The organism is Planctomycetota bacterium, assembly GCA_035384565.1.
In the GTDB taxonomy this organism is placed as follows: Bacteria; Planctomycetota; PUPC01; order DSUN01; family DSUN01; genus DAOOIT01.
Genome location: DAOOIT010000001.1, coordinates 1 through 23,295 on the forward strand (window position 1 = coordinate 1; position 23,295 = coordinate 23,295).

Consider the following 23,295-nt stretch of genomic DNA (forward strand, 5'->3'; position numbering starts at 1 on the left):
GCGGAGCCCTCCCCAGGAACCACCAGGTCCGCAATGGGACAGCGTGCCAACCCCCCGCGCCGGCCAGTCGAGGCAAGATCGCCGAACCCCGAAGAGCCGTTTCTAACGCAGGGGCCGGGCATAGGATCTGCTTTTTCCGACCCACTCCTCATCGGGGTTCAACGACCCTGCCGTGCCCGCCGTCGGCGGGAGGACTGGTGTTGCCGCGCCAGCGACGTCCGCCCCATAACCCCATATGCTGCATGGCCTTACGCTCTCCGGCCTTTCCCCTCCCATACTTGCTCATCCCGCAGATGAGCGCGAATGGCCGGAGCCGCGAGAATCGCCAATCCTCGCCCATCCACCCATACTTGCTCATTTCCCCTCCTCAAGGTTGAGCAAGTATGGGCGCGAGGAAGGCGAGAGGAAGGGGTCTCAGATCTGCTTCTCCACTTACCACTCCGGCCGCAATTGAGGATGGATCGCGACGCGGAAGACGCTCGTAGTGCGGCCTTCAGGCCGTATCTGGGCATACGGGCTGAAGCCCGCACTACGAACGAGCGCGGCATGAACTGGGGCCGGAGCAGTATCCTGCATGAGCAAACACGGACAAGCACGGACAGGCTCCAAGCGCCGCTGCGACCACGCACCGAGTGCGATGAGACTGATAGGATAGGCAGCACCGAGAGGACGAGGCAGGACCGCGCCCGCTCCGGGTCCTATCCGCCCTGTCCGGCCCATCGGTCCCGTCGCCTGCGGCAGCCGCCTCAGGCCTCGGGCAGCTCGCGCGCCAGCCGCGCGATCTCATCCTCCGCGGGAATCTCGGCCAGCGGCAGGTCCACGCGGCGATGATCGAGGGCGCTCGTGATGAAGGCGTAGGCGATCTCGAAGCCGTGATAGCTGATGTCGCCGTTGCAGGGGTGGACCTTCGTCTCATCGTCCAGCCAGTCGGCCAGGTCGCGCAGGTAGCGCGGCTGGAGCAGCACGTTCTCCTGCTCGGGCCACCGCGGCAACGCCTCGCCGAGGATCTCCCCGCCCGATGTCCTCGTGAACGCCGCCCAGTCGCCGTCGGTGTTGGCCCAGGCGTAGCCGTGGGTGCCGTAGAGGGTGATGCGGTTGTCGGTCCAGAACTTCTCGTTGGCGAGCCACTGGGGCGAGAGGTAGCCGAACTGAACGAAGGCGCGCACGCCGTTCTCGAAGGCGATCTCGCCCTCGGTGTAGTCGGGCGACGGATGGCTGTCGGTGAGGCCCTTGCGGCCGTGGACGTGGCCGACGACCCACTTGGCCCTCACGCCGCGGTTGAACCAGAGGATGTAGTCCACCAGGTGCGTGCCGAGCTGCGAGAGCCAGGCGCGCGAGGAGGCGTGGATGCGCACGAGGTCGCCGATCTCGCCGCGCTCGTAGACGGCCTTGGCCCTGCCCCACTGCTCGCCGTACTTCTGCTGGTGCGAGACGATGTACTTGACGCCCGCCCGGGCGCACAGGTCGTGGATGCGGCGGGCCTCGGCGAGCGAGGTGGCCATCGGCTTCTCGAAGGCGATGGCTCTGGGCTTGTGGCGGAGACCCAGCTCGATCATCTCGAGCCGCACCTTGGGCTGGGTGACGAAGCAGAAGACGTCGGGCCGCTCGGCGGCGAGCATGGTGGCGGCGTCGGTGTAGGTCCGGGCGATGCCGAATTGCTTCGCGGCGGCGTCGAGGCGTTCGCGGTTCAGATCGCAGAGGGCCACCAGCTCGAAGCGGTCGGGGTTCTTCAGAAAACCGTCAATGTGGTTCCTGCCGCGGTGTCCGCAGCCGACCTGGGCGACGCGGTACTTGGCCATGGCGTGCTCCTGGAGGCGGAGGAGAGTCGGACTTGCCGAATCATGCCCCGACCTCGGCGGCCCGTCAAGCGGCGTTCGCCCTGACACGCCCCCGAGAGCGCGCGCCGGGAGCGGGCTTGGGGTCTTGGGGCGGCTTGGGCTGCATGGCGTTCCGGTGCTCGGCGGCCTTGGCCCGCGCCTGGGCGGCGGCGGCCGGATTGCCGAGGTCGCGCCAGGCGGCCTCGAGCGCGCCGTAGCTCCGGGCGAGCAGCGCGTGCAGCACCTCGGGCTCCCGGCTGTCCTGCAAGGCGGGGGTGAGGAGGGCGATGGTCTCCTCGAGCAGCGGCCGCGCGTCGGAAGCGCGGCGGTGGAGCAGCCGCAAGCGGGCCAGGTCGTTGGCGAACTCGCCGAGCCGGACCTTGTGGTAGAGGACGTCGGCGAACTGGCTGGCGAGGGTTCGCTGGGCCTCGAGCGCGAGGGAGTGGTAGCGCTCGGCCTCGTCGAGGCTGCCGCCGGCCTCCAGGAGCAGGGCCAGGCGGTGGGCGAAGAGGGCCTGGGCCACGGCGTAGCGCGGGATGTGCGGGCGGCGCTGCGCGAGGCCCGTGGCCAGGGCGAGCGCCTGCCGCAGACGCTCCTCCACCGCGTGGGGCGCGTAGGCGGCCGGGCCGGGCCGCGGCAGGTCCGCCGCGGCGTAGGCTTCGGCCAGATCGTACGGGTAATCGGGCACGCGCGGGAAGTCGGCGGCGAGCTGCCGCAGTGTGTCGGTGGCCTTGTCGAGCGCGGCGCGCGCCGCCGCGGGCTGGCTCGCGGCCAGCGCGTGGAACTGCTGGCGGTGGCAGAGGGCCTCCAGGTGGCGGCGCGGGGGGCTGTCGGGGTCCGTCTGGCGCAGCGGCGCGAGCGTCGCGAGCGCCGTCGCGAGGTGGCGAACGGCCTCGGCCGGGTCCGTGAGCGCCAGGAAGTAGTGGGTCCGGGCCAGCTCGAGCCGGAAGGCGGGCGTGGGCGTCGCGCCCGCGGGGGCGCCTTCGAGAAGGCGCAGGGCGCTGCGGTGCGCGTCGAGGGCCTCCGGGGTCCTGTCGGAGGCCTGCCGCAGGCGGCCCAGCTCGTTGTAGGTCTTCGCCATCTCCACGGTTGCGCCGAGGGCCTCGGGAGCGTCGGCCGCGAGCCCCTCGTAGAGGGCGATGGCGCGCTGGTAGGCGGCGGCCGCCGGGTCCAGCTGGCCCAGGCGCTGGCGAATGTCGCCCACGCGGCGGTTCGCGTCGGCCACCTTGCGCCGCAGGGCCACTGCGCCGGGCGTCTGTTGCGCCAGCCGCTCGTAGTGGGGCAGCATGTCCTCCAGCAGCGCGGCCGCCTCGCGCGAGAGCACCGGCTCCACCTGCACGTCCACCGGCGAGCCCTCCACATTGTCCACGAGCAGCCCGGGCGACGCCACGACCGAGCGGGGCGAGAAGCGCTCGAAGATGCGGTCGAGGGCGTCGGTGGCCACCTGGGCGCTGGCCTTGGCCTCCAGGAGCGCGCGCCGCGTGCTCAGGTAGCCGACGGTGGCGACGGCGGCGACGAGGAGGGTGAGGAGGGCCGTGGCGCCGGCGAGCGCGGCCACGGTCTTGTTGCGGCGCGCCCAGCGCCCCAGGCGCTCGAGGGACGAGGCTCGGCGGGCCCGGATCGGCTGGTCGGCCAGGAAGCGCCGGAGGTCGTCGCCCAGGGCCTCAGCCGTGGGGTAGCGGTGGGCGGGGTCGCGGGCGGTGGCCTTGAGCACGATCGTCTCGAGGTCGTGCGGCACCGCCGGGTTGAGCCTCCGTGGGGGGGTGGGGCGCCCCTCGGCCACCAGGCGGATGAGCCGGCTGCGGTCCTTCTCGTCGAAGGCGGGCCGGAAGGTGAGCAGCTCGTAGAGCGTGAGGCCGAGGCTGTAGACGTCGCTGCGCGCGTCGGCCCGGCCCTCGAGCTGCTCGGGGGCCATGTAGCGCAGCGTCCCGGCGATCTCGCCCGTCACGGTGATGTCGTCGCTCCGCACGGCCTTGGCGAGGCCGAAGTCGGTCACCCACACGCGCCCCTGGGCGTCGGCGAGCAGGTTGCTGGGCTTCACGTCGCGGTGCAGCACGCCCTGGCCGTGCGAGTAGTGCAGGGCGTCGGCCACCTGGCAGCCGAGGGCGGCCACCTGGCGCCAATACGCGGCGCCGCCCTTGCCCAGGAGCTTTCGCGCGATGGACTCAGCGGCCTGTGCGGCGGGGGAGGGCGCCGCGGCGCCGCCCTGGAGCGCCGCCAGGCGCTGGATGACCTGGTCGAGGCCGGGCCCGGGGATGTACTGCATGACGAAGTAGTGGTGGCCGTCCTGCTCGCCTACGCCGAAAATCTCGGCGATGTTCGTGTGGTGCAGCCCGGCGGCGATGCGGGCCTCGCGGCGGAAGCGACGCAGGCGTTTGACGTCCTGCAACGCCGGACGGGGCAGGACCTTGATGGCCACGCGGCGGCCGAGCGACTCCTGCTCGGCCTCGTAGACGATGCCCATGCCGCCGCGGCCGATCTCGCGGAGGAGGCGGAAGTCGCCCAGCCGCTCCAGGCGCGGGGCCTCGAACGGAGCGCCGCCGGGCAGCAGGCACTGCGTGGACCCCTTCATCGCCTCGGCGGCGAGCATGGCGGGGAACAGGTCGCGGATCTCGTCGGCCAGCTCGGGATGGCGCCGGGCGTAGTCGTCCACGCTCGGGCTCTCGCCGCGGCGCTGGCGCTCGAGGAAATCGCTCGCCAGCACCTCGAAGGGGTCGCGGTCGTCTGCGGGCTCAGGCATCGCGGGTCTCGTCATGAAGCCCGGGCAGCGTCGAGAGGAGGTCCTTGAGCCGCCGCAGGGCGCGCACGTAGCGGATGCTGGCCGCCTTGGGCTGGATGCCCAGCACCTCGGCGGTCTCCTGGTTCGAGAGCTCCTCGAAGTGGCGGAGCGCCAGCACCTCGCGATCGATCGGGTCCATCGTCTCGATAGCCTGGCGGGCCCGCTCCACCTCTTCGGCGCGCGCGGCGGCCTGGCTGGGCGAGGTGAGGTCGGCGGCCAGGCGAATGGCCATCGAGGCCGACGTGGCCTCGGGCGAGCCGCTCTCCTGGAGGGGCACCTCGCGGCCGCCGTCGCGCATCTTCGCGCCCAGGTGCTGGCGGTAGAGGTCCACGAGCGTCTGCATCACGATCATCCGCAGCCACACGAAGGGCGAGGGCGCTTCCGTCCTCGCAAAGTGCTCGAGCCGCCGCGCGGCGGCCAGGTAGGCCTCCTGGAGCACGTCGTCGGCATCCACCCGCCCCTGGAGGCGGGGGGCGAGCCGGAAGCGCACCAGGCCGGCCAGGCGCTGGCGATGGCGCGCGAACGCCTCGGCCAGCGCCTCCCGGTCGCCCGCTCTCAGGCGGCCGACCAGATCGTCGGTGCTGTTCGGCGAGGCACTCACTCCGGCCCCTTCGCCCAGGGTTCCCTGCACATGCTGAACGGGCAGCCGCTCACAGGGTCCACAGCCCCCTCGGGATTCTACTGCCCGCCGGGCGCGGGAGTCAATGCCGCGGGGCGGTGCGGTGGAATCCCCCTCCGCCCTGTGGACCGCGCGCCCCGGCCGCCGTTCCTGTACTTGGGCAGTGTGCTCGGCAGCGTCCCTTTGGAGAAAGGAGAGACCCGGATGCGCACGCTGTTGTGGATGGCCGTGGCGGCGGCCCTGGCCGCCCCACCGTCGTGGGCAGCCGAGAAGGGCAAGGCGGCGCCGCCCGGCGGCGAGCGAATCGGCGGCCAGCAGGACGGCCCGGGCCGGCCCCCCGGCCCGCCGCCCGAGGGCGGCCCAGGCCGCGCCCCCGGCGACCGGCAGGGCGGCCCGCCGCCCGGCGGGCGAATGGGGCCGCCCCCCGGCGGGTTCGGCGGACCCGGCGGCGGCTTCGACGCCATGAGCCGGCCCGAAATCTTCGATGCCGCCCGGCAGACGATCGCCCTGCCCGACGACGCGAGGAAGGGCGTGGACCAGCTCGAGATGCAGTTCAACGACGACCTTCAGGCGGCGATGACCGAGGCGCGCCTCAAACTCGCCAAGGCCTACGTGGAGAAGCTCCTGGCCCTCGTGCCCGAGGCCGACAAGCCGAAGTACCAGGCGGTGGCCAACGCCCTGACGGCGCGCGATGAGACCCTCGCGGCGGCGCAGAAGGAGCTGAAGGGCGCGCTCGACCTCATCAAAGTGGCCCAGGCCGGGGCTCCGGCGGCGCGCGACGAGCGTCGGCCCCGCTTCGGCCCGCCCGGCTCGATGACCAGCAAGACCGACATCCTGCGCACCCACTTCACCCTCACCGACGAGCAGCGGGCCGACTTCGACCAGGCGCAGCGCGAGGGCTTCGACGCGATGCGCGAGCGCACCGACGCCCTGTTCGCCGAGCTGCGCCAGCGCGGCGGCCCGCCCGACCCCACGGCCTTCCGCCGCATCGGCCAGGCCATGCGCCAGGTGCGCGAGGAGATCGAGGACCAGGTGGCCAAGGCCGTCGCGCCCCTCCTCACCGCCGAGCAGAAGAAGGACTACGAAACGGCCTGCGCCGCGATTGACGCCTGGCGCAAGAAGGTCAAGGACGCCGAGGCGGCCTGCCGCGCGAAGATCGTCGAGGCCGTGGGCGAGGAGAAGGCCGCCGCGCTCCTCGGCCCGCCGCCTGGCCAGATCGCCAAGCCGCCCAAGAAGGCCGCCGAGTTCTGAGCCCGCGGCCGCCCCGCGCGCCATGGCATCCGCCGGCAGCACACCACAAGGGCCCCACCGACACGGCGTCGGTGGGGCCGCTGCGTTCTGGCCCGCCGCGGCCCCTCCCTCCGGGCGCGCTTGACGATGGGTTCGGCACGGCGTAAGATGCGGTGGGCGAGCGCGGCGAAAGGTAACGGCATGACTCGACGGACCCTGGTCGCCGCAGTGTCGGCGTGCCTGTGCGCGGCGGACTGCCTGGCGGCGGCCATCGCGCAGACGAACCGCACCGGGCGCATCCAGTGCCTCGACCTGGCGGGCGACCCCGTGGCGATCCACACCGACCTGCGCATCCCCCTCGAAGGCTGGAAGCAACTGCGCACCCTGGACGCCGCCCAGGAGGTCGAGGCGTCGGCCGTCGAGGGCGGCCGCAAGTGGGCCGGCCGCATCGAGCTCGCTCCCAAGGAATCCTACCGCTACGAGCAGACCCTGCGCGAGGCCGACGGCGCTGTCCGCCTCGCGCTGCGCGTGACGGCCGAGACGGACCTGAAGACGCCCGGCGTGTTCTTCTGGCTCGACTTGCCCATCGCGCTCTTTGGCGGCGGCACGTGCGAGCTGCGCGGCGAGGCGGGCGTGGTCGGCAACGCCTCGCTGCCGAAGGAGCCGCCCCCGAGCCGCCAATTCCTGGCCGGCCTCGCCAGCCAGGCCACGTTCGCCGCCCCCGCCTCCCCGCTCAAGCTCGCCGCCACCTTCGATCCGCCCTGCCCAATGGTGATCCAGGACAACCGCGTGTGGCGCTCCGCCACCTACTCGGCCCTGGTGAGAATCCCCGGCACGCCGCTCGGCAAAGGCCAGGCCGCCACACTCAACGTCACGCTCCGCCTCACGGGCGAGGGCGATTTGTCGCCCGCCCGGCTCACCCTCGACGCGGCGAAGCCCCGCTACCGGCTCGACGGCTTCGGCGGCAACTACTGCTTCGGCATCGAGTCGCCCGTCACCCAGTACACCCTCGACCACCTCCGGGTCGCCTGGGCCCGCACCGAGATGACCCCCGCCGAGTGGGAGCCCGAGAACGACAACGCCTCGCCGCAGGATACCAACTGGGCGGCGCTGACCGCGAACGACAAGCCCGACTCGAATCTGCGGCGCGAGTTCCTCCTCGCCCAGCAGATCCAGAAGCGGGGCATTCCCTATTCCATCACCATCTGGCACCTGCCCGAATGGCTCTACGTGGACCCCCGCACCGACGACCAGCGCCCCAACGGCCGCCGGATCGCGCCCGACAAGTGGCCCGAGCTGCTCGAATGCCTCGGCTCCTACCTCGTCTATGCCAAGAAGCAGTATGGGGTCGAGCCCGACCTCTTCTCGTTCAACGAGCCCGACGGCGGCGTGCGGGTGAAGTTCAGCCCCGAGGAGCACCGCGACGCGATCAAGCGCATCGGCGCGCACTTCGAGAAGCTCGGGCTGAAGACCAGGATGCTCCTCGGCGACACCTGCCACGCCCGCGGCACCCACACCTATGCGGCGCCCGCCGCCGCCGACCCCGAGGCCCTGCGCCACGTGGGCGCGCTCTCGTTCCACTCGTGGGGCGGGGCCACGCCCGAGGAGTACGCCGCCTGGGCCGACCTCGCCGATACTCTCAAGCTGCCCCTGCTCGTGGGCGAACTGGGCGTGGACGCCTGGGCCTGGCGCGGCGGCTCCTACGACTCCTTCCACTACGGCCTCCGCGAGGTGCAGATGTACCAGGAGCTGGTGCTCCACGCGCGGCCCCGCGCCACGATGCACTGGGAGTTCACCTCCGACTACGGCCTCGCGAAAGTCGGGAAGGACGGGGCGCTCATGCCCACCTCGCGCTTCTGGTTCGTGAAGCACTTCTGCAACCTCACCCCGCCGAAGGCCGAGGTGCTGGCCACCGCCTCCGACCATCCCAAGGTGCTCTTCACCGCCTTCCGAGGCGAAGGGCCCGTGTTCGCCTTCCACATTGCCAACCTGGGGGCGGCTCGCCGGGCCACCCTGGCCGGCCTGCCGGCCGGGCTCAAGAGCCTGCGGGCCGTGCAGACGAGCGAGACCGATTCATTCCAGGAGCTGGCCCCCGTGGCCGTGGAGGACGGGGTGGCGAGGCTGTCGCTCGCGCGGCAGTCGCTTCTCACGCTCACCACGGCCCCCGCAGGCGCCGGACTCGCGCCTCCGAAATGACCGATTGCAGAACCCGGAACGAGGACGCGGCATCATGAATTGCTGGCAACGGATCGCGTGTGCATGTCTCGTGCTGGCGTGCCGAGGGGCGGCGGCCGACGACTGGCCCGTGTACCGGCACGATGTGGGCCGCAGCGCCACGACGCGCGAGCGGCTCCGGCTCCCGCTCTCGCCGGCCTGGACCTATCAGCCGCTGCACAAGCCCCAGCCGGCCTGGGGCGACCCGAACCCGCGCAAGGTCGGCGGCTTCTACGGCTCGGTCGAGGGCCGCCGCGTGCACTTCGACGACGTGTTTCACGCCGTGGTGGCCTACGACAAGGTCTTCTTCGGCTCGTCGGCCGACGGCAAGGTGTATGCGCTCGATGCCGCCACGGGGCAGGAGGTGTGGACCTTTTTCACCGGCGGCCCGGTGCGCCTGCCGCCGGCCGTCTGGAGGCGCAAGGTCTACGTCGGCTCCGACGACGGCTTCGCCTACTGCCTCGCCGCGCGCGACGGCAAGGAGCTCTGGCGCTTCCGCGCCGCGCCCAGCGACCGCAAGGTACTGGGCAGCGGCCGCATGATCTCGCTGTGGCCCGTGCGCACGGGCGTGCTGGTGGACGACGGCGTGGCCTACTTCGCCTCGGGCGTCTTCCCCGCCGAAGGCGTGTACCTCTTCGCCGTCAACGCCGACGACGGAAAGCTCGTCTGGTGCAACGACCAGGGCGGCTCGACGCCGCAGAGCCGCTTTTCGCCCCAGGGGCCGCTGCTGGCCTCGAAGGCCACGCTCTTCGTGCCCACCGGCCGCGTGTCGCCCGCCGCCGTGGACCGCGCGACGGGCAAGCTGCTGCATCAGCCGGCGTTCGGCCACGACGTGGGCGGCACCTTCGCCTTCCTGGCCGACGACTGCGTGTTCACCGGCACCGAGCAACTCATCGGCTACGGCCAGACCCCGCCCTGGCGCCGCACCGCCTGGTTCGAGGGGCGCACCCTGGCGGCCGGGCGCAATGCCTATTACCTCGCCACAGGCCGCGAGATCATCGCCCTCGACCGCGACACCTATCCCAAGGCCAGCCTCGCGCAGCAGGCGATCATCGTCCAACGCGACCGACTCAACGAGCCGCTCACCGTCTCGCGGCAGCGCGTGTACCGCCACGAGGCCACCCTCAAGGAGGACAAGGAGGACCTGGCCGCGCTCGACCAGCAGATCGCCGAGCTGGCCAAGAAGGCGGCAGCCGATGACCAGGAACTCGCCACGCTGAACGAGCAGCGCGCGGCCCTCGCCAAGAAGATCGAGGCCGACACCAAGGCCCTCCCCGGCCTCGTCCAGGCGGCCGAGAAGCTCCAGAAACAGGCGGCCGACATCCGCGAGAAGGTCAAGGAGGCCGACGCCGCACTGGCCCAATGCGCCCGCTGGCGCGTGGCGTCGGACTGCGCGGAGGCGCTCGCCATCGCCGACGGCGTGCTTCTCGCGGCGGGCAGGGGCAAGGTCGTCGCCCTCGACATCGAGAAGGGCGACACGCTGTGGACCGCTGAGGTCGAGGGCACGGCCAAGGGCCTGGCCATCGCGGAGGGCCGCCTCTACGTGAGCACCGACACGGGCGCCATCCACTGCTTCGGCCCGGCCGGCACAAAGCCGATCGGCGTGGTGCGACCCGCGACCAGGCCATTCCCCGCCGACGACCTCGCGCCGGCTATCGAGGCCGCCGCCGACCACATCGTCCGCACCACCGGCGTCACGCGCGGCTACTGCCTCGTGCTGGGCAACGACACGGGGCGCCTGGCCTATGAACTGGCCCGGCGCACCGAGCTCCAGGTCTACGCCGCCTGCTTCGACCCCGACCGCGCGCCCGCGGCGCGCGCCGCGCTCGACGCCGCCGGCCTCTACGGCTCGCGCGTGGTCATCGAGCCGGCCACGCCCGGCCATCTCCCGTTCTCCGACTACTTCGCCGACCTCATCGTGTCGGAGGGCGCGCTGACCCGGGGCCTGTTGCCCGTGGACCCGAAGGAGGCGTTCCGGCTGATGCGGCCCCTCGGCGGCAGGATGCTCATCGGCCAGCCCGAGTCGGCAAGGGCCAAGACCAAGCCCCTCGATGCCGCCGCGCTCCGCGACTGGCTGGCGAGGATGGGCACCGAAGCGGCGGGGCGTGCGCTCCTGCACGCGGAAGTGACCGAGGACGGCAGCACGTGGCTCGCGCTCACCCGCGGCGCGCTCCCCGGCGCGGGGAGCTGGACGCACCAGTATGCCGAGCCTGGCAACACCACGTGCGGCGACGACCAGCTCGTGAAGTGCCCGCTCGGGGTCCTCTGGTTCGGCGATCCCGGGCCGGGCGACATGGTCGAGCGCCACCCGCGCGCCGCCGCGCCGCTCTCGGTCGGCGGGCGGTTCTTCGTGCAGGGCGTCAACGTGCTGATGGCCTACAACGCCTACAACGGCGTGAAGCTCTGGCGCCGCGAGATGCCGGGCGCGATGCGCCTGGGCGCCTCCCACGAGGCCAGCAACCTCGCCGCCGACGCCGACAGCCTGTTCGTCGCCGTGGGCGACCAGTGCCACCGCCTCGACGCGGCCACGGGCGAGACGAAGGCCACCTATGCCATCCCCCCCGCCAAGGACGCCAAGCCACGCCGCTGGGGCTACGTGGCGGTCGTGGGCGACACCCTCTACGGCAGCCGCGCGCTCACCAGCGGCACCGCCTGCGAGGCCCTCTTTGCCCTCGACCTCGCCAGCGGGAAGCTCCGCTGGCTCCACGAGGGCAAGAGCATCCCACACTCCTCCATCTCCATCGGCGACGGCCAGGTGATGTTCGTCGAGACCGCCGTGACCCCTGCGCAGCGCGACGAGGTGCTTCAGCGGCAGATCGCGGCCCTCCAGGCGCTCAAGGGCACCGACCGTGCGAAGGCCGAGCGCGAACTCAAGGCTGCCACCGTGCGCCTCGTGGTCGCCCTCGACGCCGCCACCGGCCAGCCCCGCTGGCAGAAGCCCATGGACCTCACGGGCTGCGGCAGCGGGCAGTACTGGTGCGCGATGGGCACCATGTACGCCAGGGGCCTGCTGGCCCTCTTCGGCGTCTACTCGGACGGCCACTACTGGAAGGAGTTCTTCGCCGGCCAGTTCGGCCAGCGCCGCGTGGTGGTGGTGGACGCGGCGAACGGCCGCGAGCTCTGGTCGAAGCAGATCGGCTACCGCGTGCGCCCGCTCATCATCGGCGACACGCTGCACGCGGAGCCGTGGGCTTTCGACCTGCGCACCGGCGCGCAGCGCATGCAGCCCAACCCGCTGACCGGCCAGGAGGAACCCTGGCAGTGGGCCCGGCCCGGCCACCATTGCGGCTGCCCGTCGGCCTCGCCCCACACGCTCTTCTTCCGCTCCTACTGCTTCGGCTACTACGACCTGGTGGGCGACCAGGGGACCCAGCACTTCGGCGGCCAGCGCCCCGGGTGTTGGATCAACCTCATCCCCGCCAACGGCCTGCTGGTGGCGCCCGAGGCCAGCTCAGGCTGCCAGTGCCCCTTCCCGACCATGTGCACGGTCGTATTCCAGCACCGCGACGAGAGCCGCGCCTGGGGCTACTACAGCGTCGCAGGGCCGCTCACGCCCGTGAAGTCGCTGGGCATCAACTTCGGGGCCGGCGGCGACCGCAAGGATGCCACGGGCACCCTCTGGCTCGGCTTCCCGAGGCCCAAGGGCTCGCTGGTGGCGCCCCTCGCCGCCTCGGTGTCGCTGCTGGCGGGCGGCGAGTACTTCGAGCGGGACCCCGCGCGTGTGGAGGTCGAGGGCACCGACAAGCCCTGGGTCTTCCGCGCCGGCGTGCTGGGGCCGCGGCAGGTCGTTCTGCCCCTCGTCGAGAAGGGCGATGGCGCCGCGCGCTACACGGTGCGGCTCGCCTTCGCCGAACTGGACGGCGCCAAGCCCGGCGCCCGCGTGTTCGACGTGAGAATCCAGGACAAGCCGGCGCTCCAGGCCTTCGACGTGGCGAAGGAGGCCGGCGGGAGCTCCAAGGCCCTGGTGAAGGAGTTCCCCGGCATCGAGATCGCCGACAAGCTGAAGATTGACTTCGCGCCCAAGGCCAAGAAGCCGACGAGGGATGAGCTGCCGATCCTCATGGGAATCGAGATCGTGCGCGAGGCCGTCCTCACCCTGGGCGTGACCGTGCCGTCCTTCGTCCTCAGCGACGCCGACACCGAGCGCGAGGGCGAGATGCGCCTGGCGAACCACCGGGACGCGGAATTCGCCGGCACGCTCCGTCTTGCGGCGCCCGACGGCTTCACGGTGACCCCCGCCGAGATGCCGGTGAAGCTGGCCGCGGGCACGACGGCGAAGCTGACCCTCAAGGCCGCCGTCGCCAGGGCCATGCCGCGGGGCAAGTACGCCATCGCCCTCACGCTCGTGCGGCCCGACGGCACGACCGAATGGGCCGGCCGCGCCGACATCGAGCACCTCGGCCCGCGCGCGCGGCTCGTGGTGCAGGCCGCCGAGGATGCCCACGTGACCAAGGGCTCCGCCACGGCCAACTTCGGCGCGGCCAAGGTGCTGCTCGTGGATGCCGGCGACACCGCGGCGGGCGACCACGACCACGCCATCGCCTACCTGAAGTTCCGCCTCCACATCCCCGGCAAGCCCGTCTCGGCCACGTTGCGCCTCTTCAACGCCGGCAACCCCACCGGCGCCTCGGGCAACGTGTGCTTCGTCACCGCGCCGTGGGACGAGAAGGCTGTTACCTACGACACCCGGCCCTCGCTCGGCAAGGTGGTGGCCAAGCTCGGCGCCGTGAATGAGGACCAGGTGGTCGAGGCGCCGCTCGCCCTCGACCTGGCCGGCCTGGCCGAGCTGAGCCTGGCGATCGACCCCGTGAGCCTCGATGGCGTAGACTACCTGAGCCGCGAGGCCGGCAAGGCGGCGGAGCTCGTGGTCGAATACGAAAAGAACCCAGAGGAGTTGTGATGCACGTCTGTAGCCCCACCGTCAGGCGCTCTCCGGTTCATAGTTCCGTCTTCAGGCGGTCTTCCCTCCTGCTGCTGCCTCTCGCGCTCGCCCTCCTCGCCCCGGCGTCGCCCGGCATCGCCGGCGAGGGGGACGACGCGAAGGCGCTGGCTGCGGAGATCCTCCAGTCGGCCGGCGTCGCGGGCGGCCTGTGCGTGCACCTCGGCTGCGGCGAGGGCGCCCTCACCGCCGAGATCGCCGCCACAGGGAAGTTCCTCGTCCACGCCATTGACCCCAACCCGAAGGCCGTGGCCGCGACGCAGCAGCGGCTGCGCGACCGGGGCCTCTACGGCATCGCATGGGCCGAGACGCGTCCGCTGAGCCCCCTGCCGTACGCCGAGAACCTGGTGAGCCTGATCGTGATGGACGCCATGCCCGAGGGGGAGGGCACGCCGCTCAAGGAGATTCTGCGCGTGCTGCGCCCGAACGGCATCGCCTATATCGGCCAGAGCGACCAGGCCGCCCGCCATGGCGTGCGCGTGCCGAAGGAGGCCTTTCGCCGGCTGCTCACGGCCTCGGGCCTCGAGGGCGTGGAGATCATCGAACGGCGCGGCCTCTGGGCGCGCCTCCCGAAGCCCTGGCCCGAGGAGATGGACGAGTGGCCCATGCCGCGCCACGGCCCCGACGGCAACGCCGCCTCGCGCGACGCGCTCGTGGGCCCGCCCCGCCGCATCCGCTGGGTCAACGGGCCCTGGCACGAGGCGAGCAACATGGTCACTGCCGGCGGCCGCCTCTACCACAGCGGCCTCATCGCGCGCGACGCCTTCAACGGCCTGCGCCTCTGGAGCCAGACGCTCACCCCCGGCCCCTTCCGCTTCGGCTACCCGGCGTCGGGGCCGGCCGGCAGCGTGCTGCCCGTCGTCGCCCACGACCGCCTCTTCGCCTTCACCGACAAGCGGGTCGTGGCCCTCGACCCCGCCACGGGCGCCCTGCTGCGCGAATACCCCGAGGCGGGCCACCCCGCCGAACTCGTCTACGACCGCGGCATGCTCTATGCCATGGGCAAGACCTTCGTCCGCGCCCTCGATGCCACCGACGGCAAGCTCCTCTGGGCCTTCGAGGGCAAGGAGCTGGACGGCCTGGTGACCGGCGACGGCGGGGTGTTCCTCTTCGCGGGCGACGCCAAGCAGGGCGAGAAGCGCGCCCTCGTGTGCCTCGACCGCCGCACCGGCCGCGAACGCTGGCGCCGGGACGACTACCCCTGGCTCGCGCGCGCTCGCCGCCTCTCGCACGGCAACGACGTGCTGGCCTGCGAGGTCTCCACCTTCAAGGACGACAAGCCCGGCAACGCCATCGAGGTGCTCTCGCCGCGCGACGGCTCGTTCCTCTGGGAGCGCGTGTACGAGCCGGGCATGACCCACTACACCCAGGCCCGCGCCATTCACACGGCGGGCCTCGTGTGGGTGCTGCTCGCGCGAAAGTGGGAGGGCCTCGACCCGAAGACCGGCGCGGTGGTGAAGTCCGCCGAGGGGGCGGGCGGCCACTGCTTCCCGCCCGTCGCCACCCCGCGGTTCCTCCTCTCCAGCGAGATGAGCTTCGCCGACATCGCCACGGGCAAGCTCGACTCGAACCGCATCACCAAGGGCAATTGCAGCCGCGAGGCGGGGTTCATGCCGGCCAACGGCCTCGTCTACGTGGGGCCCAAGCACTGCGCCTGCTGGCCCATGCTCCGCGGCTACAGCGCCCTCGCCCCCGCCGGCGGCCCCGCCGAGGACCTGGCCCACGACCCGGCGCCCCCGCTCCTCGAGCAGGGCGCTGCCTTCTCCGAAATCGGCCATCGGCCATCGGCAATGGGAAAGACAGACGAGTGGCCGTCGTACCGCGCCGACGCCTGGCGCAGCGCCAGCACCGCGAGCGTCGTGCCCACCGAACTCGATGTGCTCTGGACCGCGAAGCTCGGCGGCTGGCCCGAGGGGCCGCTGACCGAGGACTGGAAGTTCAACCTCCACTCGCGCGGCCCCGTCACGCCGCCGGTCATCGCGGGGGGCCTGGCCGTGGTGGCGCGGCCCGAGGCCCACCAGGTGGTCGCCTTCGACGCGCAGACGGGCGAGCGGCGGTGGGACTTCACGGCGAACGGCCGCGTGGACACGCCGCCCACGCTGCACGCGGGCCTGTGCCTCTTCGGCACGCGCAGCGGCTGGGTCTACTGCCTGCGGGCCGCCGACGGCAAGCTCGCCTGGCGCCTGCGCGCCGCGCCCCACGAGGAGCGCATCGTGGCCTTCGGCCAGCTCGAATCGCCCTGGCCCGTGCCCGGCAGCGTGCTCATCGTGAACGAGGTGGCCTACTTCGCCGCCGGCCGCCAGCCGCTGGCCGATGGGGGCGTGCGCCTGTTCGCCGTCGAGCCGGCCACGGGCAAGCTGCTGTGGGCCAAGCGCCTCCACTCCGTGCCCATGACCAGCTTCTACGGCGCCCTCGGGCTGGAGTTCGACCCCTTCGACCTCCTGGTCGCCGAGGCCCCCAAGCCCACCTCCACCGAGGCCGGCCTGCCGGCCAACGGCGCCGCCTTCGTCACCATGTCGCGCTGGCGCTTCGCGCCCGCGACGGGCGACATGACCGTCGTGCCCCGCAGCGGCTTCGCCTGCTATCGCAGCGACGCGGGCGGCGTGATGGCGCCTCGCGGCGTGTGGACCTATGGCCCGCGGATGAGCTACACCTGGACGCCCGACATCGTGCACACCGTGCCCCGCGGCCTCGTGGCCTTCCGCGCCAGCACGCTCGTGGGCGCGAGCGAGGACGGCCGCCAGCTCTTCCGCACCGACTTCGACCTCGCGGCCCTCGCCGAGTTCAACGACCTGTGGTACTCCCACGGCCAGCTCCCGCGCAAGAAGGAGGACAAGGGCGACCGCAACCGCAACGAGCGCCTCGCCCGCAAGGCGAAGTGGACCGCCGACCTCCAGCCTCCCGACCCCCAACCTCCCGCGGGTTCCAAACCCGCGGGAGGTTCGCCCGCGGGAGGGTCCCTCGGCCCGCCCATCGCCGGGCTGCTGCTCGCGGGCGACGCGGTGTTTGCCCTCGACCAGGCGGGGCGGCTCCGCGTCGTCGCCCTCGCCGACGGCAAGACCCTCGTCGAGCGCGCCCTGCCGGCTCCCGTGTGGGACGGCCTGGCCGCGGCCCACGGCAGGCTCTACCTCACGACCCAGAGCGGCGACCTGATGTGCCTGGGGAAGAGATAGCGTCTTGCGCGCGTGCCGGGGAGGATGATTGGATGAATGGATGGCTGGATGGGTGCCTGACAATCATCCATTCATCCACCTGTCCGATCATCCCCCGCTTCTCCACGGGAGGCACCGAGGAGATCACGTGCTCTCGATGACCACCGACTACGCGAACGTGAGCACCGGCTGCCCCGAGCCGTATCTGCGCCGCATCGCCGAGGCCGGCTTCGCCCACATCCACTGGTGCCACCACTGGAACACCGATTTCCTCTACGCCGCTTGCGAAGTCGAGCAGATCGGGCAGTGGCTGCGCGCCCTCGGCCTCGCGCTCACCGACCTCCATGCCTCGGCCGGCGTCGAGAAGGGCTGGGGCTCGGCCCGCGAGTACGAGCGCCTGGCCGGCATCGAGCTGGTCGCCAACCGCATCGCCATGGCTGCCCGCCTCGGCTCCGACGTCGTCATCCTCCATCTGCCCGCCGAGCCGGCCGAGCCCGAGCAACGCGAGCCCTTCTGGACGCGCCTGCGCCGCTCCCTCGATGCCCTGGAACCGATCGCACGCGAGCACGGCGTGCGCATCGCCCTCGAGAACATGGCGAAGGACAACTTCGACGCGCTCGAGCGCGTCTTCGCCCTCTACGGCCCCGACTTCGTGGGCCTCTGCTACGACAGCGGCCACGGCCACCTGGCCGGCAACGGCCTCGACCGCCTGGAGCATGTGCTCAGCCGCCTCCTCGCCGTCCACCTCCACGACAACGACGGCACGGGCGACCAGCACAGGATCGTCGGCGATGGCACCGTGGACTGGCCCCGCCTCGCCGCCCTCCTCGCCGCCTCGCCTTACCGCAAGCCCCTGAGTTTCGAGTCGAACCTGGGCAGTTACCCCAAAGGCGCCGACGAGAGGGAGCATCTGCGGCGCGCGTTCGAGGCCGGCTCGCGCCTGGCCCAAAGGGTCGTTGGGTGTGGGCCGGAATTGTAGGCAGGGTGATGGTCTCTGGAGCCTGAAGGGCTCGCATGGGATAGCCCAGGGCAACGCCCTGGGTTCAGCGGGATCCACGAGTCCAGCCCTGAAGGGGCGAGATAGAAGCTCTCGATTCCGCCCTGTCAGGGCTGCCGCGGGGCGGTCTTGTTCCCAGGGCGTTGCCCTGGGCTATCCCATTTCGCTCCTTCGGAGCTCTCGCAGCCACCCACAATTCCGGCCCGCACCCAGGGTCGTTGCCCCGCTTGCGCCTCAGCCGTGAGGCCGGTAAAATCGCCCACACGCTGTGACGCCCGCACACCCAAGGAGGAGACTGCCATGAGGTCACGGAGATTGCTCGCAGCCAACGCGCTTGCACTGCTCGTCGGGGCCACGGCCGGCGCGGCGGAGTTGAGACTGCTGTTGCCCCTGGCCCGCACGGCCTACCAGACGAACGAGACGATCAGCCTGGCCGTCGTGCGCTCCTCGGCCGAACCCCTCGCCGCGGGCAACCTGGTGCTGAACGTCACCAGCACCAACGGCTCGAAGCTGAGCTTCACCTTCGCCGTTCCCGCCGTGCCGGTCGCGGGCAAGGACGCCCGCGCCACCGAGCACCTGCACCTCAACGCCTGGCTCCTGCGCCCCGGCAGCTACGTGGCCGAGGCCGCGTGCGACGGGGCGACGGCCTCGGCGGCCTTCGACCTCTTCCGCCACGTGCGCAAGAGCGACTTCCGCCTGGTCAACTGGGGCCGCGCCAAGGGCGCCCAGGGCCTCGTCGAAGGCGAGGACAGCCTCGGCTTCAACCTCATCTACGGCCACTACACGGGCAACGACGACGGCACTTACATCCGCGCGGGCGTGGACTTCATGCCCTGCTGCGTGATGAGCGGCGGCCACCAGATGGACCTGCGGATGGAGTGCGACTGGAGCGACCCCTACGTGGCCCGCGGCGGCACCGCGCGCGTCGTGCACCGCGCCCTCCAGACCCGCACCCAGCCCAACGTGCCCGGCATCCACTTCTACGACGAGCCCGGCCTCACGTGGACGAAGGACCCCGTGACCGGCCAGGGCACGCCCCACGGCGTGCCCGCCCAGGTGCGGGCCTACCAGAGCGCCTTCGCGCGCGAATGGCTCAGCCACCACAAGCTCGACCCCAACAACCCCGACCACGTGCGCCAGTGGAAGCAGTGGGCCTACTGGAAGCTGGGCTTCATGGACGCCGCGTGGAAGGAGGCCGCCTTCGGCGTCAGCTACGTCGAGCCCAGCTACCTCTCGGTGACGCAAAGCCAGTACGGCTGGTCCGCCTACACCGACGGCTACTACTTCAACGTGGTGCGCAGCCTGCCCATCGTCAGCGGCCACGGCGGCTACCACGACTACGGCCCGGGCTACTTCAACCCGTCCTACTTCCTCGAGATGGCCCGGGCGCGCGATCTCGCCAAGCCCTGCTGGTATCTGCCCACGTGGTACGGCAACACCACGAGCGACGAGTTCCGCCTCGAGCAGTACCTCTCGTTCCAGACCAACATCCAAGGGATGATTTCGCCGCCCGACATTGACCCCTTCGAGCCGGCCACGAGGCCGGCGGCCCAGGGCGTCGTCGAGTCCAATCAGCTCATGGCCCGCCTCGGCACCATCTTCACCACGATGCCCGTCACCCGCCCCCCCGTGGCCATGCTCTACAGCCTCTCGCACCTCATCAACGAGCAGGTGAAGGACCGCTCGGTGAACTACGCCCACGGCGAGACGCATGGCGAGAAGCTGCCGCTCACCTACCTCGCGGGCAAGCTCATCCAGCAGCACCTGATGGCGGTCGTGGACGAGGATGTCGCCGACGGCACGCTCGCGGCGAACCACAAGGCCGTGATCCTCACCGCCATCAAGTTCCTCGACCCGCCCGTCATCGCGGCGCTCGAAGATTTCGCGGCCAAGGGCGGCCTCGTGCTCACCACCAGCGACTGCACGGTGGCAATCAAGGGGGCGACGGCTCTGGGCGTCACGCCCGCCATGCCCGACGCCGAGATCATCAAGAAGCTGGCCAAGGAGCAGAAGTACAAGGAGATGGCGCCCTACACCACCGTGGGCAAGTGGTTCCAGGGCGCTCAGCCCCTCGCCCAGGCCCTCAAGGCCCAGCTCGACAAGGCCGGCATCAAGCCCGCCCTCGAGTGCGACAACCCCTACATCGTCGCCACCCGCCAGGCCGCGGGCGACATCGAGTACCTCTTCGCCGTCAACGCCGAATACGACTACAAGGCTGGCCAGTACCTTTCGATGAAGCCGGCGGTTGCCACCATCGGCCTGCCCGACGACGGCCGCACAGTGTACGATGCGGTGCGCGGCGGCGCCTTCGCCGAGTTGAAGGGCGGCGCCAAAGGCGCCTTGCGCTTCGGCCCGGGCCAGATGCACGTCTTTGCGCGCACGGCCCGGCCCATCGGCACGGTGAAGGCCCTCGCGCCCGTGCTCACGCGCGACCTCACGCTCGCCCAGGCGCCCATTCGCGTGGAGGTGGGCGCCGCATTGCTCGACGCCAAGGGCGGCGTGCTCAGCGGCTCGGCGCCGCTGCACATCCAGGTGGTCGATCCCCTCGGCTCGATCCGCTACGAGCGCTTCGTCGCCACGCGCCTCGGCACAGCCACCGTTTCCTTGCCCCTCGCCGCCAACGACCCCGCCGGGCAGTGGAAGGCGGTCGTCCGCGAGCTTCTCAGCGGCACCGAGGACACGGCCACGTTCGCCTACCAGCCGCTCGAGAAGTGCGGGATGCTCGCGGGCGCGACCCATCGCGCCGTCTTCTTCGCCCCCGACTTCGACCGCGTGCACCGCTTCGCCCGCATCGCCCGCGAGGCGACGATTGTGACCGGCTCAGGCGACTACGCGGCCGCGGCCAAGCGCCTCGCTGACATCGTCGAACCCTGGGGCCTGCGCTGCAAAGTGGTCGCTGCCGCGGACGTGGCCAAGCCCCGCGAGCTCAGGCCCGAGGAGGCCGAAACCTGGGTGGGCATCGAGTTCGGCCGCGCCAAGCCCGGCCGCGAGAACTCCGTCGCCAAGGCCGGCTTCGACCTCGTCGGCCACGCCATTCTGCTCGGCACCCCGCAGGACAACCCCCTCATCGCGCACGTCGAGAAGATGAAGGTGCTGCCGTACGCGCCGAAGGCCGACGAGATGCCTGGCCGCGGCCGTGGGTATATCGCCTGGCAGCGCGACATCATCGGCATCGGCCAGGAGAGCATCACCCTCATCGCCTACGACGCCGAGGGCATGGCCGAGGCGGTCGGCACCCTGTACGAGATGGTCGCGGGCATCCAGCCCCTCACGCCGTGGCGAATGCCCGCCGCACACTCCGTCGCCGCGGCGACCGCTGCGCCCGGCCTCCTGCCCGAACTCAAGACCGCCTGGGTCGCCGTCCTGCCCGACCGCGTAGTCGCCATGAAGGCCCTCACGAACGGCCTCCGCGTGCTCACCCACGACGACTCGCTGAGCAACCTGAGCGCCGGCGGCAAACTGGCGAGCCAGACGCCCGTCGCGCCCGAAGACCGCGAGAAGGCGGCAGCCGACCTGCGGCCCGACCCGCAGAACGCCTCGCGCGACCTGCCCAAGGAGAACCTGCCGCAGGACCGCATCGTGAAGCTCATGGCCACGAGGCCGCCCGTCACCGCCGTGGCCTTCTGGGGCGGCACGCTCATCACGTACGATGCCGCGGGCGCGCCCAAGAGCCGCCAGCAGATGCCCCAGGACATCACGGCCCTGGCCTGGCTCGGCGACACCCTGGCCGTCGGCCTCGCCGATGGCCGCGTGGTGGGTCTGGCCACCAGGTGAGGCCGAGGCCCCCGCAACGGCTCGAACAGTGCGCCAGGGGGGCAGGGGGCTGTGGGCGGGGCGTCTCAGCCCCGCGGGGAATGGGGACGCGGGACAGGGACGTCCCGCCCACAGCCGACGGATCGAGCGTTGTGCGCGAGGCAGGGGGGTGGGCATTCCCGCTCGTTGCGGGCCTGGCGGTTCCTCGGGAGGGCGCAGCAGAGCGTCTGGTGGGCGCAGCCTGCCCATGCTGTATCAACCCTGAGAGGTGGGAAGTGATACAGCATGGGTAGAATGGCGAGGATTGGCGATTCTCGCGGCTCCGGCCATACTCGTTCATCTGTACGATGAGCAAGCATGTGAGCGGGAATGGCCGGAGAGCGTAAAGCATTGCGGCATAGAGGGTTATGGGGTGGCCCTCGCTGGCGCCGCACCACCGGGACTTCTGTGGCCGCCGGCCCGCCGGCAAGGGCCGCGACGCGGGCGCCCTTGAACTCATTCCGTAGCCAGTGAGGCACCACATGAAGACGAACCACCGGAGAGACACGGCGATCCTGCGGAGGCTGGTCAGGCAGTACGTCGAGCTGACCCAGAAGCGAGTTCAGGCCGAGCGGCGCGAGCTCTGGAGCGACCTCCTGAGCCTCAGGAAGACCCGCCCCCTGGTTCTCGCAAGCTATGGGATGTGGAACGTCTGGTGTCGCGAGGTCTTCGGGGACCACGCCCTCGAGTGCGAAGACCCCCTGTTCCGCGCCCACGAACGGAATCTGCGGATGGCGATCTTCCACGACACCATCGGCGACGACTTCATCCTCGAGCCCTGGATCGGCGAGGAGGCGGTCAAGGAGGGCGGCTGGGGGCGCCTCTTCGGCGTGGAGCAAGGGCTGACGGCCAAGCCGCAAGAGGGCGGAGCCGGCGCCTACAGGCCCGTCATTCGGAACTGGGCGGACGTGGCGAGCCTGACGCCGGTGCGGCATCGGATTGATGAGCAGGCGACCGAGGCCAAGATCGCCCGGCTGCGAGACGCCATCGGCGATCTCATCGAGATTGACGTCAACCGCGGCCCCGTCTACTCCGGCTTCCTGGCCGACATTTCGTGGAACATGACGATGCTCCGGGGCCTCGAGCAAATGATGCTGGACATGTACGAATCGCCGCGGGAACTGCACGCGCTGGCCGCATTCATCCGCGACGCCACCCTGGCGGCCCAGGACGCCGCCGAGGCCGCGGGCGACTATGGGCTGACCAGCCACGGCATCCAGGAGATGCCCTATTCGAGGGAGTTGGAGTGGCCCCGGCCCAACGCACGCGGCCGGAAGCGCAGGGACCTCTGGTGCTTCGCCGCCGCCCAGGAGTTCGCCCTCGTCTCGCCGAGGCAGCACGACGAGTTCCTGCTCCAGTACCAGTTGCCTTGCCTCCGCCCGTTCGGCCTCGTCGCTTACGGCTGCTGCGAGGACTTGACGCACAAGATCGACATGCTGCGGCAGATTCCGAACCTCCGGCTGATCGCCGTGACCCCGAGGGCCGATGTCCGACGGTGCGCCGAACAGATTGGCACCGACTACGTCATCTCCTGGCGGCCCAATCCCACCGACATGGTGTGCTGCGGCTTCGACGAGGCCAAGATTCGCAGAATCATCCGCCACGGGATGGAGGCGTGCAGAGGCCTGCACGTCTGCATCCACCTGAAGGATATCGAGACCGTGGAGGGCGACACCTCGCGCCTCGCCCGTTGGGTGGAAACCGTCCGCAGCATCTCCGACGATTATGCGTGATACGGGCAGAGCCCACGGAGGCC

Annotated in this window: 10 protein-coding genes; 7 read left to right on the forward strand and 3 right to left on the reverse strand. The window is 71.3% G+C overall.

The window, feature by feature from the left end; genetic code table 11:
• Positions 1 to 746: 746 nt before the first annotated feature.
• The 3 genes from PLE19_00005 to PLE19_00015 all read right to left on the reverse strand — a co-directional run bounded on the left by PLE19_00005 (position 747) and on the right by PLE19_00015 (position 5,197).
• Complete coding sequence (locus tag PLE19_00005) at positions 747 to 1,799, reverse strand: Gfo/Idh/MocA family oxidoreductase (protein ID HPD13297.1); 1,053 nt, start codon at positions 1,797 to 1,799, stop codon at positions 747 to 749.
• 64 nt (positions 1,800 to 1,863) lie between these two features.
• Positions 1,864 to 4,557 (reverse strand): serine/threonine-protein kinase, encoded by a 2,694-nt coding sequence (locus tag PLE19_00010; GenBank protein ID HPD13298.1) that lies wholly within the window; start codon positions 4,555 to 4,557, stop codon positions 1,864 to 1,866.
• Positions 4,550 to 5,197, reverse strand: coding sequence for a sigma-70 family RNA polymerase sigma factor (locus tag PLE19_00015; GenBank protein ID HPD13299.1), 648 nt, complete (start codon positions 5,195 to 5,197; stop codon positions 4,550 to 4,552). Before PLE19_00015 ends, PLE19_00010 begins: the two co-directional genes overlap by 8 nt.
• 222 nt (positions 5,198 to 5,419) lie before the next feature.
• Here PLE19_00015 and PLE19_00020 point away from each other — a divergent pair, with 222 nt between their 5' ends.
• The 7 genes from PLE19_00020 to PLE19_00050 all read left to right on the forward strand — a co-directional run bounded on the left by PLE19_00020 (position 5,420) and on the right by PLE19_00050 (position 23,272).
• A complete protein-coding gene (locus PLE19_00020; protein ID HPD13300.1) occupies positions 5,420 to 6,466 on the forward strand; it encodes a hypothetical protein in 1,047 nt (348 codons plus the stop codon).
• Between the two features lie 180 nt (positions 6,467 to 6,646).
• Positions 6,647 to 8,641 carry a hypothetical protein gene (locus tag PLE19_00025; GenBank protein ID HPD13301.1) on the forward strand — a complete coding sequence of 665 codons (1,995 nt, stop codon included), beginning with the start codon at positions 6,647 to 6,649 and terminating at the stop codon, positions 8,639 to 8,641.
• Positions 8,642 to 8,675: 34 nt separating this feature from the next.
• A complete protein-coding gene (locus PLE19_00030; protein HPD13302.1) occupies positions 8,676 to 13,559 on the forward strand; it encodes a PQQ-binding-like beta-propeller repeat protein in 4,884 nt (1,627 codons plus the stop codon).
• A complete protein-coding gene (locus PLE19_00035) occupies positions 13,559 to 16,771 on the forward strand; it encodes a PQQ-binding-like beta-propeller repeat protein (GenBank protein HPD13303.1) in 3,213 nt (1,070 codons plus the stop codon). The genes PLE19_00030 and PLE19_00035 overlap by 1 nt, the downstream gene beginning before the upstream one ends.
• A 136-nt stretch (positions 16,772 to 16,907) precedes the next feature.
• A complete protein-coding gene (locus PLE19_00040) occupies positions 16,908 to 17,729 on the forward strand; it encodes a sugar phosphate isomerase/epimerase family protein (GenBank protein HPD13304.1) in 822 nt (273 codons plus the stop codon).
• A gap of 318 nt (positions 17,730 to 18,047) precedes the next feature.
• Positions 18,048 to 21,521: a hypothetical protein gene (locus PLE19_00045; protein ID HPD13305.1), complete on the forward strand. Its 3,474-nt coding sequence runs from the start codon at positions 18,048 to 18,050 to the stop codon at positions 21,519 to 21,521.
• A gap of 500 nt (positions 21,522 to 22,021) precedes the next feature.
• Positions 22,022 to 23,272, forward strand: a complete 1,251-nt coding sequence (locus tag PLE19_00050) for a hypothetical protein (GenBank protein ID HPD13306.1) — start codon at positions 22,022 to 22,024, stop codon at positions 23,270 to 23,272.
• Positions 23,273 to 23,295 lie beyond the last annotated feature (23 nt).

Bases quoted from the DNA above. Each gene is read 5' to 3' on its own strand.
- PLE19_00025 (HPD13301.1), top strand. From the start codon at position 6,647: ATGACTCGACGGACCCTGGTCGCCGCAGTGTCGGCGTGCCTGTGCGCG.
- PLE19_00005 (HPD13297.1), bottom strand. From the start codon at position 1,799: ATGGCCAAGTACCGCGTCGCCCAGGTCGGCTGCGGACACCGCGGCAGG.
- PLE19_00040 (HPD13304.1), top strand. From the start codon at position 16,908: ATGACCACCGACTACGCGAACGTGAGCACCGGCTGCCCCGAGCCGTAT.
- PLE19_00050 (HPD13306.1), top strand. From the start codon at position 22,022: ATGAAGACGAACCACCGGAGAGACACGGCGATCCTGCGGAGGCTGGTC.
- PLE19_00030 (HPD13302.1), top strand. From the start codon at position 8,676: ATGAATTGCTGGCAACGGATCGCGTGTGCATGTCTCGTGCTGGCGTGC.
- PLE19_00020 (HPD13300.1), top strand. From the start codon at position 5,420: ATGCGCACGCTGTTGTGGATGGCCGTGGCGGCGGCCCTGGCCGCCCCA.
- PLE19_00035 (HPD13303.1), top strand. From the start codon at position 13,559: ATGCACGTCTGTAGCCCCACCGTCAGGCGCTCTCCGGTTCATAGTTCC.
- PLE19_00010 (HPD13298.1), bottom strand. From the start codon at position 4,557: ATGCCTGAGCCCGCAGACGACCGCGACCCCTTCGAGGTGCTGGCGAGC.
- PLE19_00045 (HPD13305.1), top strand. From the start codon at position 18,048: ATGAGGTCACGGAGATTGCTCGCAGCCAACGCGCTTGCACTGCTCGTC.